Annotated in this window: 12 protein-coding genes; 5 read left to right on the top strand and 7 right to left on the bottom strand. The window is 65.6% G+C overall.

The annotated features are described in order from the left end of the window. Positions 1-113 precede the first annotated feature (113 nt). Together ASF00_RS10695 and ASF00_RS10690 are read right to left on the bottom strand one after the other, a co-directional pair. Positions 114-1,064 carry a GGDEF domain-containing protein gene (locus tag ASF00_RS10695; RefSeq protein ID WP_055878342.1) on the bottom strand — a complete coding sequence of 317 codons (951 nt, stop codon included), beginning with the start codon at positions 1,062-1,064 and terminating at the stop codon, positions 114-116. Between the two features lie 268 nt (positions 1,065-1,332). Beyond that, positions 1,333-2,493, bottom strand: coding sequence for an endo-1,4-beta-xylanase (locus ASF00_RS10690; protein ID WP_055878339.1), 1,161 nt, complete (start codon positions 2,491-2,493; stop codon positions 1,333-1,335). Between the two features lie 313 nt (positions 2,494-2,806). On the opposite strand from ASF00_RS10690, the gene ASF00_RS10685 reads away from it, so the two are divergent. After that, on the top strand, positions 2,807-5,206 hold the full coding sequence (locus ASF00_RS10685; protein WP_055878336.1) for a glycoside hydrolase family 3 N-terminal domain-containing protein: 2,400 nt from the start codon (positions 2,807-2,809) through the stop codon (positions 5,204-5,206). Between the two features lies 1 nt (position 5,207). Here ASF00_RS10685 and ASF00_RS10680 read toward each other — a convergent pair whose 3' ends face one another. Next, positions 5,208-7,277, bottom strand: a complete 2,070-nt coding sequence (locus ASF00_RS10680) for a TonB-dependent siderophore receptor (protein WP_235525747.1) — start codon at positions 7,275-7,277, stop codon at positions 5,208-5,210. A gap of 56 nt (positions 7,278-7,333) precedes the next feature. Here ASF00_RS10680 and ASF00_RS10675 point away from each other — a divergent pair, with 56 nt between their 5' ends. Further along, positions 7,334-8,545, top strand: a complete 1,212-nt coding sequence (locus ASF00_RS10675; RefSeq protein ID WP_235525746.1) for a DUF1624 domain-containing protein — start codon at positions 7,334-7,336, stop codon at positions 8,543-8,545. 51 nt (positions 8,546-8,596) lie between these two features. Here the strand turns inward: ASF00_RS10675 and ASF00_RS10670 are convergent, their stop codons facing one another. Continuing rightward, positions 8,597-9,181, bottom strand: coding sequence for a glutathione S-transferase N-terminal domain-containing protein (locus ASF00_RS10670; RefSeq protein ID WP_055878331.1), 585 nt, complete (start codon positions 9,179-9,181; stop codon positions 8,597-8,599). 85 nt (positions 9,182-9,266) lie between these two features. Beyond that, positions 9,267-9,536 (bottom strand): DUF1488 family protein, encoded by a 270-nt coding sequence (locus ASF00_RS10665; RefSeq protein ID WP_055878329.1) that lies wholly within the window; start codon positions 9,534-9,536, stop codon positions 9,267-9,269. Positions 9,537-9,731: 195 nt separating this feature from the next. Between ASF00_RS10665 and ASF00_RS10660 the strand changes: the two genes are divergently transcribed. The 3 genes from ASF00_RS10660 to ASF00_RS10650 all read left to right on the top strand — a co-directional run bounded on the left by ASF00_RS10660 (position 9,732) and on the right by ASF00_RS10650 (position 12,319). Further along, a complete protein-coding gene (locus tag ASF00_RS10660) occupies positions 9,732-10,352 on the top strand; it encodes a LuxR C-terminal-related transcriptional regulator (protein WP_055878327.1) in 621 nt (206 codons plus the stop codon). Positions 10,353-10,614: 262 nt separating this feature from the next. Then, complete coding sequence (locus ASF00_RS10655) at positions 10,615-11,382, top strand: bacteriorhodopsin-like (RefSeq protein ID WP_055878861.1); 768 nt, start codon at positions 10,615-10,617, stop codon at positions 11,380-11,382. A gap of 19 nt (positions 11,383-11,401) precedes the next feature. Then, positions 11,402-12,319 carry a Brp/Blh family beta-carotene 15,15'-dioxygenase gene (locus ASF00_RS10650; protein WP_235525739.1) on the top strand — a complete coding sequence of 306 codons (918 nt, stop codon included), beginning with the start codon at positions 11,402-11,404 and terminating at the stop codon, positions 12,317-12,319. 141 nt (positions 12,320-12,460) lie between these two features. Here the strand turns inward: ASF00_RS10650 and ASF00_RS10645 are convergent, their stop codons facing one another. Both ASF00_RS10645 and ASF00_RS10640 read right to left on the bottom strand, forming a co-directional pair. Then, positions 12,461-13,390: an NAD(P)/FAD-dependent oxidoreductase gene (locus ASF00_RS10645; RefSeq protein WP_055878325.1), complete on the bottom strand. Its 930-nt coding sequence runs from the start codon at positions 13,388-13,390 to the stop codon at positions 12,461-12,463. A 122-nt stretch (positions 13,391-13,512) separates the two neighbouring features. Beyond that, positions 13,513-15,828, bottom strand: coding sequence for a TonB-dependent receptor (locus ASF00_RS10640; RefSeq protein ID WP_055878323.1), 2,316 nt, complete (start codon positions 15,826-15,828; stop codon positions 13,513-13,515). Positions 15,829-15,862: the final 34 nt, after the last annotated feature.

The raw sequence follows: 15,862 nt of genomic DNA, 5'->3' as shown, positions 1-15,862 counted from the left end.
GTGATACGTATCGCAATAGGAGAGGCGGGTATCAGTAACGCTCCAGCGTGAACCGGGGCTTGCCGGTATCGCATAAAATGCTGGTGAGGCCGCAACTCGGTTGACGGCGTCGACTAGCCGGACGCCCCCAGCACCAATCCGGTGCAGACCTGGTTGCGACCGCTTTTCTTGGCCAGATACAATGCGCGGTCCGCCGAGGCGATCAACGCGTGCGGCATTTCTGCCGAGCCACCATGGCGCCACAGAACGGTGGCGGCGCCCACGCTGATCGTCAGGATGCGGGCATCGGTCGGTGCATGGCGATGTGGCAATTGCAGACCGCGAACCGCGTCGCACGCGCGCTGGCCAATGTCCGCCGCCCAGTCGGCACCGCCCTGCGCGAGAACAATGGCGAGCTCCTCGCCGCCATAGCGCGCGACGATATCGTCGGATGAGAGCGGTAAGGCCTGTAGCGCGGTCGCGATCGCACGAAGACAATCATCGCCGGTCTGGTGGCCGTAGGAGTCGTTGAACTCCTTGAAATGATCGACGTCGAGCAACAGCAGCGACATCTGGTTCTTCATCGTCTTGACCTGCGTCCAGGCTTTGGCGAGCGCGATGTCGAACGCGCGGCGGTTGGCGAGGCCGGTCAGTCCATCCTTCATCGCCATCGCAATCAATTGATCCTCGAGCAGCTTGCGTTCGGAGATATCGCGGATCACGACCGCACGTTCGCCGAGACCGTCCAGCGTCGGGCCACCGACGGGACGCGAGGTGATCTCGGTCCAGACCAGCGTGCCGTCGTATCGTCTGATCCGCACCGTCACGGTCGCGCTGCGAATCTGGCCGGCGCGCAACTGCGCGGTCGCGGCGGCAATTTCGGGCAGATCCTCCGCAACGACGAACTCGGCGATCGAATGCCCGAGCGCTGCCTCTACCGGCCAGCCGAACAGCCGCTCGACGGAGGGCGAGATATAGCTGAAAATCATCTCCGCGTTGACCGTTGCGATGACGTCGCTGCAATATTCGCCGAGCAGGCGAAGATTGCGAAGCTCTTCGCGATCAATCTCGGAAGGTGTTGTCATTGCGCGTGCGGTGCTCCGTGGCAACTTGTGGACGATGCACGGTTAACATCGCATCAATGCGCCGGCATCGGCTGCAGGCTTGGGTGCGGGGTCCGATCGCGTCGGCATTGCGCGCGGGCCGGCCGGCGACGGCGATAACCCGGCTTCGTCAGGTCGATCGTGGCGGCATCATGGGGATAGGCGTCCGCGGCCGGAGCAGGACGAACCGGAAGCCCCTCTCGCATTTTACGTCGGCACGGCTAACCGACTATATAAAAATCCCGCGGCGTCAGCCTCGAATGCGCGGCGTGGCAGCGGTCAGCGCGGCGGCGATCGCCGCGTACATCGGCTTGGCCTTGAACGCGCGGTCGTAAGGGCAGGGACGGCGTCGCGCCTTGTCCGTCCGCGGCTCGAATCCCTCGATCCAGCTGTAGCGATCGCTCATGCCCCACAACAGTACATCGTCGAGCTGCGGATAGGACAACATCTGGTCGAGATAGCCGCGCGTATACGCTGCCACCGCCGCGTCGCGTCGTGCGATGTCGGCGGGCAGCGCGGCGTCGCGGACATCGAGTTCGGTGATGACCAGCGCGTACCCCATGCTCGTCACTGCATCGAGGAAACGGCGCCACTCGCCTTCCAGCGCCGCGATATGCACGCGCGTATCAACGCCTTGCGTGATGATATGCGATTGCACGCCGAGCGCATCGACTGGGACGCCGCGCGCCTTGAATCCTTCGAGCAGTCGCAGCACGCCGGCGCGGTGCTGGGCATTGCCGGGCTCCCAGCTCATATAGTCGTTGTAGACGAGTTGCGCGTGCGGCGCGGCGGCACGCGCAATATGGAAGGCGAGGTCCAGCGTCGCCGTTGAACCGCCCAGCGCGCGGGACAGTGCGGTCTGGTACAGCGTCGCATCGGCGGGATTCACGGCTTCGTTGACGACATCGTAGCTCTGGATGCGCGTGCCGTATCGCTCGCAGACGGTGGTGATATGATCGACTAGCAACTGTTCCGCCGCACGACGGGGGGTGGCGCCGAAATCATGATTTTCCGCCCAACGTGGCATCCATTTCGGCTGATGCCATAGCAGATTATGTCCACGCACCGGCAGTGCATTGGCCTGTGCCCAGGCGATCATCGCATCGAACCGGGCAAAGTCGAAACGGGTGGGGGTCGGCCGAAGCGCCTGCCACTTCAGCTCGTTCTCGGGCACCAGAATACCGCAGTCGCGCGTAAGCAGCGCGGCGTAGGCAGGATTGGCAAACGATCCGCGATCCGCCCCGGGCATTCCCCAAGCAAAGCACGCGCCGAGCCGTATCCCCTTGCTTGCGGCGATGGCCTGGAGCCCGCCGGGCGCAGCGGGGCGGTGCATGTGCGCGCGGCCGGCGCCACCCGCCGTTGCGGCCAGTCCCGCCAGCATCGTGAGTCCGGTGCGTCGTGTGATGTGCATCGATGATCCTTGCGGTTTGACTGGCGTAGCGATGTCATTGTGGGTTGCGGGTTGCGGGTTGCGGGACGCGTGCCTTGTAGCAGGCAAGATCGTGCGCATCCGTCCCCAGCACGTATAGGCGCGGGTATCGCGAGCGCCGCGGTATCCGCGGTCGCGACCAACGGGATCGTATGAAACCATGCCCGCAATCGGTCTCTCCCATCTGGCGCGCAACGCGTCCGGTGCGCATTGACAGCGCATCCGATAACCAGACATGGTATCGCTATCACGACGATGGCATCGACAGCAATGCCGCGATTTACGGGAGCGGATCATGCCTGACGGTGCCACGACATCCTTCGCAACGAGCCGCCGCGGCGTGCTTCGCTGGCTCGGATCCGCCTCGATAGTGGCGCTGACGCCTGGCGTTGCGGCGGCGGCGATTCACGGTGCGATATACAAGGATTCCCGCGCGCCGGTCGATCTCCGCGTCCGCGACCTGATGGCGCGGATGACGATCGAGGAGAAGGTGGCGCAGACCATATCGCTGTGGGCGACGAAGGCCGACGTGATGACCGCCGGGCAACTCACGTTCGATCCTGCCAAGGCAAGCGCGGCCTATCCGGCAAGCTTCGGTCAGATAACGCGACCGTCGGATCTGCGCGGTGGCCCGTCGGTGGCCGAGGTCGCGGGCGGAACCGGTGCACGCTTCCGGGGGTCGGCATCGACGATCGCGTTCGTCAACGCGGTACAACGCTGGGCACGCGAGGAAACGCGGCTGGGCATCCCGGTGATCTTCCACGAGGAATCGCTGCACGGGTACATGGCGCCCGATGCGACGATGTTCCCGCAGGCGATCGGCATGGCAGGCAGTTTCGACCGCGACCTGATGCGCCGCGCGCAGAGCGTGATCGGCCGCGAGGTGCGCGCGCATGGCAGCCATCTCGCATTGTCACCGGTCGTCGATATCGCCCGCGATCCGCGCTGGGGACGGATCGAGGAGACGTTTGGCGAGGATCCGTACCTGTGCGGCGAGATGGGCGTCGCGGCGGTCAAGGGTTTGCAGGGCGACAGCACGACGCTGGCGCCGGGCAAGGTGTTCGCAACGCTGAAGCATATGACGGGGCACGGCCAACCGCAGGCGGGCAACAATATCGGCCCTGCGCCGATCGGCGAACGCGAACTGCGCGAGAGCTTTTTCCCGCCGTTTCGTGCGGTCGTCACGCGGACCGGGATCGGCGCGGTGATGCCGTCCTATAACGAGATCGACGGCGTCCCAAGCCATGCGAACCACTGGCTGCTTGGCGACGTGCTGCGCGGCGAATGGGGATTTTCGGGCGCGATCGTCAGCGACTACGGGGCGATCGAGGAACTCGACACGATCCACCATGTCGCAAAGGACCAGGACGAGGCGGCGCGCCTGGCCCTGCGCGCGGGCGTCGACAGCGCGTTGCCCGATGGTCTTGCCTATCGCACGCTGCCCGCGCAGGTCCATGCTGGGGCGATATCGATCGCGGCGATCGATGCGGCGTGCGCGCGGATCCTGACGCTGAAGTTTCGCGCCGGGCTGTTCGAGGCGGCGAGCGTCGACGCGAAAGCGGCAGCGCGGCTGACGGGCAACGCCGAGGCCCGCGCGCTCGCGCTTGAGGCGGCACGCAGATCCTTATGCCTGCTGACCAATGACGGCACGTTGCCGTTGACCGCGAAGGGGCGGGTCGCGGTTATCGGCCCCAATGCGGCGATCGCGCGGTTGGGTGGCTATTCCGCGCCGCCGCGCCAGTCGGTGTCGCTGCTCGATGGCGTGCGCGCGATCGTGGGCAGCGCGGCGGAGATCGTCCATGCGCAGGGCGTCTTCATCACGCAGAGCGAGGACCGGTCGGTCGACGAAGTCCTGCTCGCCGACCCGGTCCGCAACCGCGCGCTGATCGCCGAGGCGGTCGAGATCGCGCGCGGTGCCGACACGATCATCCTGGCGATCGGCGATACCGAGCAGACCAGCCGCGAGGGGTTCGCCAGAAATCATCTCGGCGACCGCACCACGCTCGATCTGGTCGGCGAGCAGGGCGCGCTGTTCGATGCTCTGCACGCGCTGGGTAAGCCGATCGTCGTGACGGCGATCAATGGCCGGCCGCCCAGTTGGCCCGATGTCGTTGCGCGCGCCAATGCGATCCTCGAATGCTGGTATCCGGGGCAGGAGGGCGGCACGGCGATGGCGGAGGCGCTGTTCGGGCGGATCAATCCGGGCGCCAAACTGCCCGTCACGGTGGTTCGCGAAGTCGGGCAGGTGCCGTTCTATTATAATCGCAAGCCCTCGACGCAGCGCGGCTATCTGTTCGCCGAGATGACGCCGTTGTTCCCGTTCGGACACGGGCTGAGCTATACGCGGTTCGAAATCGGCGAGCCGCGCCTGTCCGCGGCGCGGATCGGTCGGGCGGGCAGCGTCGTCGTCGAGGTCGAGATCGCCAATATCGGCGCGCGGGCAGGCGACGAGGTGGTGCAGGTGTATGTCCACGACCTCGTCGCGTCGGTCGCGCGACCGGTGCTCGAACTAAAGGGCTTCGAGCGCGTCACGCTCGCGCCCGGCGAGCGCCGCACGCTGCGCTTCACGCTCGGGCCCGACGCGTTCGCACTCTGGGATTCGGCGATGCACGAGACGGTCGAGCCCGGCCAATTCCACATCATGGTCGGGCCGGACTCGGCGCATCTGAAGACTGCGGTGCTCGAGATCGCCTGATTCAATAGCTCATGCGGACCGACATCCGCAGCGTTCGCGGTGCGCCGGGAAAGATCCAGACCGGGCTGTACGAGCTTTGTGCATAGCGCGCATCGAACAGGTTGTCGGCTTCGAGCCGGGCAGTGAATGCAGGCGAAACGGCGTATTCGACGGCGGCCTTCGCCTTGAGGTACTCTGGCAGGACGAGGCCGCTCGTGTCGATCGCGCCAGCGCGGGCGCCGACATAGCTGATCCCGGCACTGACCGAGGCACCGCGACCGTCCGCGTCGAGGAAGCGGCCGAGCGCGAATAGCGTGGCGGCGTGCTCGGGGACGTTGAGGACCCGGTCGGTGGCGAAGCTGCGATCGTCGGTCCGCGCGCGCGTCCAGGCGTAGTTGGCGACGACCTGCCAGCGTTCGGCGATCCGCAACGAGGCGTCGAACTCGATCCCGCGGCTGGTCAGCGAGCCTACCGGCGCGAGGAAGTTCGGGTCGACCGGGTCGTTGGTCAGGATGTCGCGCTTGGCGATGTCGAACCCGGTGACCGCGATGTCGAGGCCGGGCAACGCCGCCGTTACGCCGACCTCATAGCCGTAGCCGCGTTCGGCCGCGAAACCCTGACCGTCGCGACCGATGCCCGAATTGAGCAGGAAGCTCTCGCCCCAATTGGCATGAAGTGCGAACCGATCGTCGATCGCATAGCGACCGCCGAGTCGAAAATTGACCGGCGCGTCGACGCTCAGGCCAACGATACCGGTGCGGTTGTTGCGGATGCGCTGGCGATAGGCGTCGACCCGCACGCCCCCACTGAGCGTCAGGCGCCGCGTCACGTCCCACATATCCTGAACATACAGCGTGGCGGCGCGGCGCGTCTCGTCATTGTCGGTGAACGGCAGCAGCGGCAGCGCCTGGCCGCCATAGACCGGCGCAAAGACAGCGATCGCGTGGGGTACCGTCGCGGTCGGGTTCCGGCGGAGCAGTCCCTCGTGATAGGCGAGCGTATAGCCCTTGACGCCGATACTGGCGCGGTGCGCGCCGAAATTGCCGGTCAGTTGCAGCCGCGCCGATAGGTCTGCGACGGTGTAGTCGCGCGCGCGACGCTGACGCCACAGCGTGTCGCCGCCGACCAGCCTAGACTGGTCCGACGAGAATCCGCGTAGCGAGCCGGTGCGCCGCGCGATCCCGCCGTCGAGCGTGAGGTAGTCAGCGAGTGCGATCTCTCCGGACAGCTGGTGGCGGGTGTTGCGGAACCGCGTCGTTCCGTCCGCGGGTTCGCCGAAGTAGCGCGTGCGCGGCAGCGCATTGGCGTCGCCGTTGATCGCCGGGATACCGCGGTCGAACGGGGCATCGAATTGCGTGATCTCGCCGATATAGGTCAGGCGGGCGCCATCGCGCGGCGCCCATGTCAGCGACGGCGCCACGACGCGACGCCGCAGGGGGACGAAATCGCGCCATCCATCGCTGTTCTCGGCGGCGACCACGATCCGCGCGGCGAGCGTAGCGGACAGCGGCCCGGTCACGTCCAATTCGGTGCGGCGCGTATCGAACGATCCATAGGTGAGCGTTGCCGTCGCACGCGGCGTGAAGCGGGGAGTCTTGCTGACGATGTTGACGCGACCGCCCGGATCGATGTCGCCGAAGACTGCGCCGGCCGGTCCCTTGAGCAGCTCGATCCGCTCGGTGGTCGCGGGATCGCGTGGGGGCGCGAGGCCGCGATTGGCGAGGAACCCATCGACATAATATTCCGCGCCGCCGTCGGGCGTGCCGAGAAAGCCGCGGATCGCGAAATTGTCGAGAAAGCCGCCGCGATTGTTCTGGTTACTGACCCCGCTGACCAGTTCGAGCGCGTCCGATAGACGGTAGGTCCCCGCAGCACTCAGCAGATCGCGTTCGAGCGAGCGGCTCGATGGCGACATGCGTTCGGTCGCGACATCCGACGACAAGGTCCGATCCGGTGCGACGCGGCGGGTGCCGAGCACCACGATCTCCTCGCTGCCAGTCTCGCGATCGGGCTCCTGCGCCGCCACCGAGAGCGGTAGTATGAAGCCGAAAAGGGCGGTGATCGGTCCGGTACGCCGCAGAAAAATCAGCAAGACAATTTGCCTTTTTGGTGATGATGTAACATCGCAGTGAAGGAGGTATGACACCTATGTCAATGATGATCACCGCGGCGGCGGTTTCCAACGACGCGCTGGCACGGACGACCCCGCCGATCGCGACGAAGCGTCAGCGGATCGTGTCCATCGACGCCCTGCGAGGCCTCGTCATGCTGTTGATGCTGGTCGATCACACCCGTGAGTTTTTCTATTCCCATGCGCCGGTCAGCGATCCGATGACGATCGCGACGACGCCACCCGCGCTGTTCTTCACGCGATCCGCCGCGCATCTGTGCGCGCCGGTCTTTGTCCTGCTGACCGGGCTGGCGGCATGGCTGTATGCCGAGGGCAGGGCGCCGGACGAGCGTCGCGCGGCGGCATCCTCATTCCTGGTGAAGCGTGGGATGTTCCTGGTGGCGCTCGAATGGACCATCGTCAATTTCGCGTGGACGTTCGATCCCACCCCGGCGCTCGTCTACCTTCAGGTGATCTGGGCGATCGGGTTGTCAATGATCGCGCTCGCCGCGATCCTGCATCTGCCGCGTCCACTTGTCGTCGCGTTCGCGCTGGTGATCGTGCTGGGCCATAATCTGCTCGATCCGGTTGCGATCGCCCCAGGCGAACACGGGCACGTGATCTGGGCGGTGCTGCACGACCGCGGGCTGCTCGACCTACCCTTCGGTGGGCAGGCCCGGACATCATATCCGGTACTGCCATGGATCGGGGTGATCGCGCTGGGCTGGGCGATCGGACCCTGGTTCGCGCGCACCGTCGATCGCATTGAGCGCCGCCGTCGGCTGCTGGTTGCGGGGGGCGGCGCGCTCGTGTCGTTTGCGATCCTTCGCACGATCGACGGCTATGGCGAACCGCTCTTGCGGGAGCATGATGGCGGAACCCTCGCGACGGTCATGAGCTTTCTCAACCTCACGAAATACCCGCCGTCCGCCGACTTCCTGCTGCTGACCCTTGGGATCGGGGTGATCCTGCTCGCCGCAATCGAGCGGATGCCGGCGCGGGTGACGACGGTGTTGGCGGTGTTCGGATCGGCGCCGTTGTTCTTCTACATCCTGCATCTGTATGTCGTGCATGCGCTGAATAACGCGGCCGGATGGGTGCTGGGCGTGGACGGCACATTGGTGAGCGTCCCGAATGTGATGGCGCTCTGGCTGGTGGCGGGGCTGATCGCGGTGCCGTGCTGGTTTGCGTGTCGCAGCTTTGCCGCGTTCAAGCGTACCCAAACCGGTTGGTGGTGGCGGTACCTTTGATACCGGTGAGGACGATGCGCGCGTGATCGTCGCGCGCATCGTCCGAAGGGGTCAGATCAGACCTTCGTGCTGCATCGCCGTCTGCACCGATGGACGGCGCATCAGCCGGTCGCGGAACGCGGCAAGCTGCGCCGGCACCTCGATGTCGTTCTTCTGCGCCCAGAGCAGCATCACGAACAGATAGAAATCGGCGACGCTGATGTCCGTACCGAACAGGAAGTCGCCCTGCATCGTATCGGCGAGATAGGTCATCCGCTTAACAATCGTCTCCGCGGCCTTGGCTTTCTCGTCATCGCCCGCGCCGGAGAAGAACGGCTTGAAGCTCTTGTGGATTTCGGTCGAGATGAACGCCAGTGCTTCGAGCAGATGCGTATGGCCCATCGCGCCCGCCGGCTTCAGCGCGCTGTCCTGATGCGCGATCCAGTCGAGGATGGCGATGTTCTCGCTCAACGTCTCGCCCGAATCCAGCGTCAGCGCGGGAACGTAGCCCTTGGGGTTTATCGCGGTGTAATCGGCGCCGCTCTCGGTCCGCTTGGCCTTCAGATCGACCTTCTCGTGTTCGAACGAGAGGCCGGCCTCGTGCAGCGCGATGTGGTCCGACAGGCTGCAGGCACCGGGCGAGTAATAGAGCTTCATCGTGTCTCTCCGTGTTGGACGGCTTGAACGCGCAGGATACTCATTGGCTGCCCGGGTGACTGCGGCCCGGTTGACGGTCGATCGCTTATTCGAGGTCGTCGTCGTCGATCATGACCACGTTGGCATTTGGCCGCTGGTCGGCGACATCGGCGCAGACGTCGAGGATCTCGTCGCTGAACCGTTCGAACAGCTCGAGCGCGTCGTTTTCGGGCTCATCGCCGCTCAGTTCGCGCAGCACGGCGTATTTGACCGCGAAATCACGCTCGTCGCCGTCGATCTCGGCAGTGAACTCGACCTGTTGCGCGACGTCGTTGTCGGTGAGGCTGGCTTGGTCAACGGTAATACGGTTTGGCATGGCTCAACTCCTGGAAACGAGACGGCCCTGCCTAAGAGACTCGTCGCAAGCAAGGGCTTCGCGATATCGTTTTCGCTTTGTCGCCTGCGCGACGCAAACATCGAATTGCACGCGGGCGGCCGAGACACGTGCTAATCGATAAAAGTCATGCCCGTCGCGAGACGGCAGGGCTGCGGGAGGGGCTGGGACACGATGATGCAGACGGAACTATCGGCGCGGTCCAACCGGCGGCTGGTCCGGCTTGTCACCGAGAGCCCGATCGCATCGGTCATCAGCGATCCGCGGTTGCCCGACAATCCGATCATCGCGTGCAACCAGGCGTTTTGCGACCTGACCGGCTATCTGGCGGCGCAGGTCGTCGGGCGCAACTGCTGGTTCCTGTCGGGCCCGGCGACCGAGCCGTGGCTGTCGGAGGAGATCCGGCGCGGCGTGCGCGCCCATACGCCGGTGCTCGTCGAGATCCTGAACTACAAGCGCAGCGGGCAGCCGTTCCGTAACGCCGTGCTGGTCGCCCCGATCTATGACGAGGAGGACCAGCTGCTGTATTTTCTCGGGTCGCAGGTCGAGATCGACGCGGGTGCGGCGACACCCTCGAGCATGCGCCGGATCCGAGCGGCTGAGATGGTCAAGGCATTGTCGCCGCGACAAGGGCAGGTGCTCAAGCGTGTCGCGCAAGGCCTGCTCAACAAGCAGATCGCGGCGGATCTGGGGCTCGCCGAGAAAACGGTGAAGATGCACCGCGCGATCCTGATGGAGCGGCTGGCGCTGCGGACGACCGCGGATCTCATCCGGCTGGCGGTCGAAGCGGGGCTTTGAGATATCGACCGATACGGACCAAGTTCCGTATCGCGGCTCGTCTCGCGGGGGCGTATTCAGGTTCTGGTCGTCACAGCGGCCGGGGCGCGGGGTCTACAGCCAACGCATCGCGTCCTGGGTGGAACTCCCTCCGATACCCTTCAAGGCCGCTGTGGCGCCATCATCGGGGGACGTGCGCCGATCAATCTCGGCCTGCGCTTCCCGCAACGAGGCTGGTTCTCCACGCGAGCGGGCCAGCCGCAGCAAGGCGATGGAGATCCCGATGGACATCATAACACCGTTCCAATTCTCGCTGGTCTATAACGCGTTCTCGTTCACGCTCGCGGCGATGGGCGCGGCGACCGCATTCCTGTGGCTCAGCCGAACGCAGGTCGCGCCGGCCTATCGCACCGCGGTGACGATCTCGGGTCTGGTGACCGCGATCGCGGCGTATCACTACCTGCGCATCTTCGAGAGCTGGAACGCCGCATATGTCCTGAAGGACGGCGTGCTCGCCGCGACGGGCTTCGCGTTCAACGACGCCTATCGCTATGTCGACTGGTTGCTGACGGTGCCGCTGTTGCTGATCGAGCTGGTGCTGGTCATGCGGCTGTCGCCCGAACAGACGTCGTCGAAGACATTTCGGCTCGGGTTTGCCGCGGCGTTGATGATCGTCCTTGGTTATCCGGGCGAGATCGCCGCGGACATTCCGACCCGCGCGCTGTGGGGGACCTTGTCGTCGATCCCGTTCGTCTACATAGTCTGGGAATTGTTTCGCGGGCTGGGCGCTTCGATCGAGCAACAGCCGGTGGCCGCGCGCGATCTCGTCCGCCGTGCGCGTCTGCTGACGTTCGCATCATGGGGCTTCTACCCGATCGTCTACATGGCACCCTATGCAGGGCTGACCGGCGCGACCGCGACGACCGTCATCCAGCTCGGCTACACGATTGCGGATCTCGTCGCGAAGGCCGGCGTCGGCGTGCTGATCTTCATGATCTCGATGCGCAAATCGCAGGTCGAGGCGCATGGCGCGACGGTCCACGCCGAATGACCGATCTGTTCGGCGGCTGATGGGCGCCACACGCCTGATGCACCACCACCGTGTCCCGATCGGGCGCGGTGGTGTCGTGCGTGCCGCATTCTGGCTCGCGAGCATGTATCTGATTGCGGCGATCGCAGCCGGAATGCCGCTCGATGGACCGACCGCGACGGTGATCGCGACACTCGTTTTTGTCGTCGGCGGGATGCCGCACGGTGCCTATGACATCGCGTTGCTCGTGCAGGCAACGCGGCTAGCCGGCGGCGGGCTGTGCCTTGCGGTTGCGGGCTATGTTGCGGTGGCCGGGGTGATGGCGGTGCTCTGGCTGGTAGCGCCGGTGGCTGCGCTAATCCTGTTCCTGGGCGTAGCAGCCGTGCATTTCGGCGAGGATTGGACAATGCTCGACGAGCCGCTACACAAGGTCGCGGCCGGTGCCGCGATCATTGCCGCACCCGCGATCGGGCATCCCTCCGCAGTGTCGCACCTGTTCGTCGGTATGGCGGGCGGGGCGGGCGGCGACGTCGTCGCACGCGCGGTGATCGCGGTGGCGCCGGTCGCGTTGCTCGTGACGGGGGTGGGAGTCGTCGTCGCCTGGCGTGGCGGCGCGCGCGAATGGGCAGGGGCGATGGCGCTGGCGATCCTTATGCTGATCGTCGCGCCGCCGGTTGCCGGGTTTGCCCTGTTTTTCGTGTTCCTGCACTCACCGCGCCATCTTGCCGAGGCGCGCGGCCTGTTGCGCGGTATGTCGCGGCGGGCGTGGCTGGTCACCGGGGGCGGCATGTCCGCGCTCGCGATCGGTGGTTGGCTGGTATTCGCGGCCAATGTTGCACGGTGGCTGCCAGCGGACCCGACCGCGCAGGCCTTCCAGCTCCTCGCCACGGTCGCGCTGCCGCATTTGCTGTTGTCGCACTGGCTGGAGCGGCGGCTCGGCCGCCAACCACACGCCTGAATCGGATTTACGCCGGCCGCGCGCGCAGGTGGCTTTGCCTTGCCGACAGGAGGGGGAGGCAGGTGCGAGCTATTGCGGTGCGTCCGCTCCACCATCAGCTCGGGCGCCGTCTTCCCCTGGCGGGGAAGGAAGGGAATGGACCTAATCCGCGAGCATATGGTCCGCGAGCGACCGTCCCGACAACCATGCGCTTTCGATTCGCGGGGCCAACAGCCAGTCGCCCGCTGCGCCGATCCCGAGATCGGCATTCCACAGGCATCCGAGATCGGTCGCTACGGCGCGCGCATAGCGCCAGCGATGGCCTGCGCGGACGATCGGCGTCGGCATCGGTCCCGGGCACTGCTCCGCCAGTGCCGCGAGCAGATGATCGACGACGCTGTCGACCGGATCTTCCAGATGCGTCGTCGACCAGTCCGGAGTGGCTTGAACGACCCAGGCTTCGGGACCCTGGCGTGCAGGCTTGGCACTGTTGCGGGCGGCCCAGCCGATGATGCCGGCGTGTTTGACGATATCGTCGGCGATCGCGAGTGGCGCGGCGAACGCGAACATGGCGGTCCAGCACGGCGATGCGTGGCAACCGCGAGCCGCGTTCGCCAAGACCGGGTCATGATCGGCGAGCAACGGCGCGGCCTGCTCTGCGGGCACGGCAAGCACCACCGTGTCGAACGGCTCCGTCGCGAACGGCGCGATGTGCCAGCCCGCACTATCATGGCGGAGCGCCGTGACCTGATGCTGCCAGCGAACGTCGGTCCGGTCGGCGAGATGCTTGACGATCATGCTCATGCCGGGCGTGCCGACCCAGGCATCGTCACCTGCGGCAGGCCAGGGTGCGACCACGCCAGCCGCCTCCCAGGCGCCGATCGCGGCGGCGAAGCCGGGATCGCGCGCGGTCAGATATTGCGCGCCATGATCGAACGCGGCGATGCCCGCTAGCGTCTCGATCCGCCGTGTCGACATCCTACCGCCGGCACCGCGCCCCTTGTCGAACAGCGTCACCCGGTGGCCGGCATCCTGCAAGCGCAGTGCGCAGGACAGGCCGGCAATCCCGGCGCCAACGATCGCAACTTTCATGACGTTCTCCCGATACGCGCGGCCACGGGTCGCATGAACGTGTCCTGCTTCCACCGCAACGCCGGTGCGCCGCCGATCCGCGCCGACCGCGCACCAAGTTGATATCGATCACCGCCGGGAGGTCAGAAATCCTTGCGCAGCAACAGCCCGGCATAGCGTTTGTCGTCGCGCGGCACGAACCGGACGGTGCCGGCAAACGTGCCCGCGGTGAGGAACGACGAATAGGACGCGTTGGTCAGGTTTTTCACATAGGCGCGAAGCTGCCACCCGGACGCGTCGCTCAGCACGGCGACACTTGCGTTCCATATCGCATAGGACGGCTGGATCGTGCTTGGCGTTTCGGACAGCGCATATTGCACCTTGCTGCTGAACGTCACGTCGGTCTGCAGTTCCAGCGCCAGCGTATCGGTCAGCCCGAACTTGTACGCCGCATTCTCGTACAGCTTGATCTTCGGCGCATAGGGGAGCGGCTGACCGTCGATGTTGCAGCTCGTCGGTGCGCCGGTCGGGCAGAGGAAATTGCGTACCGTCGCATCGGTGTAAGCGGCGGAGATATCCAGCGTCAGACCCTTGGTCGGGCGCAGCGTCACGTCGGCCTCGACCCCGCGCGAGCGGACCGAGCCGGCGTTGATCAGCCGGCTGACCTGCGCGCCCGCGACGACGTCGTTGAAGCTTGCCTGATAGCCGTCGAAGTTGGTCGTGTATGCGGCCAGACTGTAGCTGAAGCTGCGATCCGACGTGCCGCCCTTCAGCCCGACCTCGTAGGAATTGGACGTCTCCGGGCTCAGCGGCACTTCGTCCAGCGGCGTCGTCGCATTCAACGACCGCATGTTGAAATACACGTTGTAAGCCGGGCCCTTATAGCCGTGCGAATAGGTGAAATAGGTCTGCGCGTGCGCGCCAAGATCATATTGGAGCCCAAGGCGATAGCTGTCGCCGCGCTTGTCGATCCCGCCTGTCGCGTTGTGGTACGCGCGGACGCCGGGCCGGTCGAGCGCCGCTGCGCCGGTGTCGAGCGGATCCGCGGTCGAGGTGCGGACGTGATAGAAATCCAGGCTGTCCCAGGTCGAGCGATAGCCGGCGATACCGCGGAATTTCGGTGTGAAATTGACGTTGGCCTCACCGAACAGCGCGTAATTGTCGTTGACGATGCCGTAGTTCGCCACGCCGGTCGTGCTGGATTGCGCGCCATCGGCCGCAAGCGAGGTCAGCGTGCGCTGATAGCGTTCGTCGGTCGTGGCGTGGAGGTAATAGGCGCCGACGACGTAATCGATCAGCCCGCCCCTGGGAGACGTCAGCCGCAGTTCCTCGGAGAATTGCTTGGTATTGACGCTGCCCGCATCCTGCCCCGACGGGAAGACGGTCGAGAGCGCAGCGACGCTGTCATAGTCCTGCCGCTGGTTATTGAGCCACTGTCGCCAACCGGTGATCGAGGTAATGTGGTAGTCGCCAAGCGTGAGTTCGCCGGTAAACGATCCGCCGTAATTCTCGTCCTTCACGTCGGTGATCGAATTGTTGTTGGTCCGGCGATTGCTCGCCCCCGCGACGATCCCGCTTGCGCCGAGCGCAGCGGCGAGATCGGAAGAATTGGTGACGACGCCGGTCGGATAGGCGGTGCGGCTGGTGGCGGCATAAACGCTGGTCGGCGTCGTATCGTGCGAATTGAGATAGTCGCCGATGATCGTGAGCTTCAACGCGTCGGCCGGAGTCACGACGAGCTTGCCGCGCGCGCCGTAACGCCGATACCCGTTGACGTCCTTGCCCTGCGCGACGTTGCGGACGTTGCCCTTGAAGTCGTCGTACAGACCGCCGATCAGCGCCTGCACCTTGCCGGGGACGAGCGCGCCGGAGATGCCCGCCTTGATCCGATATTCCGCGTCGGACGTAAGGCCCGCTTCGCCGAACGCGCGGAACGCGTCGGTCGGGTTGCGGGTAACGATGTTGACCACGCCGGCCGAGGCATTCTTGCCGAACAGCGTGCCCTGTGGTCCGCGCAACACCTCGATCCGCTCGACCTCACCGAGATCGAGCGTCGATTGGCCGGGGCGGGTGAGGACGACGCCGTCGAGCACCGTCGATACCGAGGGCTCGACGCCCGGCGAGGTCGTGATCGTGCCGACGCCGCGGATGAAGATCGTGCGATCCTTGTTCGACGCACCGCTGCGGAAGCCGACCGACGGTATCGTCGCGGCGATATTCTCGACCGTGTTCAACTGGCGTTCGGCGAGCGACTGGCCACTGACCGCGGTGATCGCGATCGGCACCGACTGGAGCGTCTCGTTGCGATAGCGCGCTGTGACGATGACGTCGTCGCTTTCGGCCGCCGGGGCACTGGCCGCAGCGGCCGGAGCGGGCGCGTCCTGCGCGATCACCGGCGTCGCGAGCGCGGTGCTGGCGAAAAGCGCGAGGCTGAGACGCTGAGTGCGTGGGTCGAACATGGTTTCCCTCCCGAAATTATAGCGTCTTTTAATT

Origin of the sequence: Sphingomonas sp. Leaf34 (assembly GCF_001421805.1) — a bacterium.
Classification (GTDB): domain Bacteria; phylum Pseudomonadota; class Alphaproteobacteria; order Sphingomonadales; family Sphingomonadaceae; genus Sphingomonas.
This window is presented reverse-complemented; position numbering and strand designations above follow the sequence as displayed.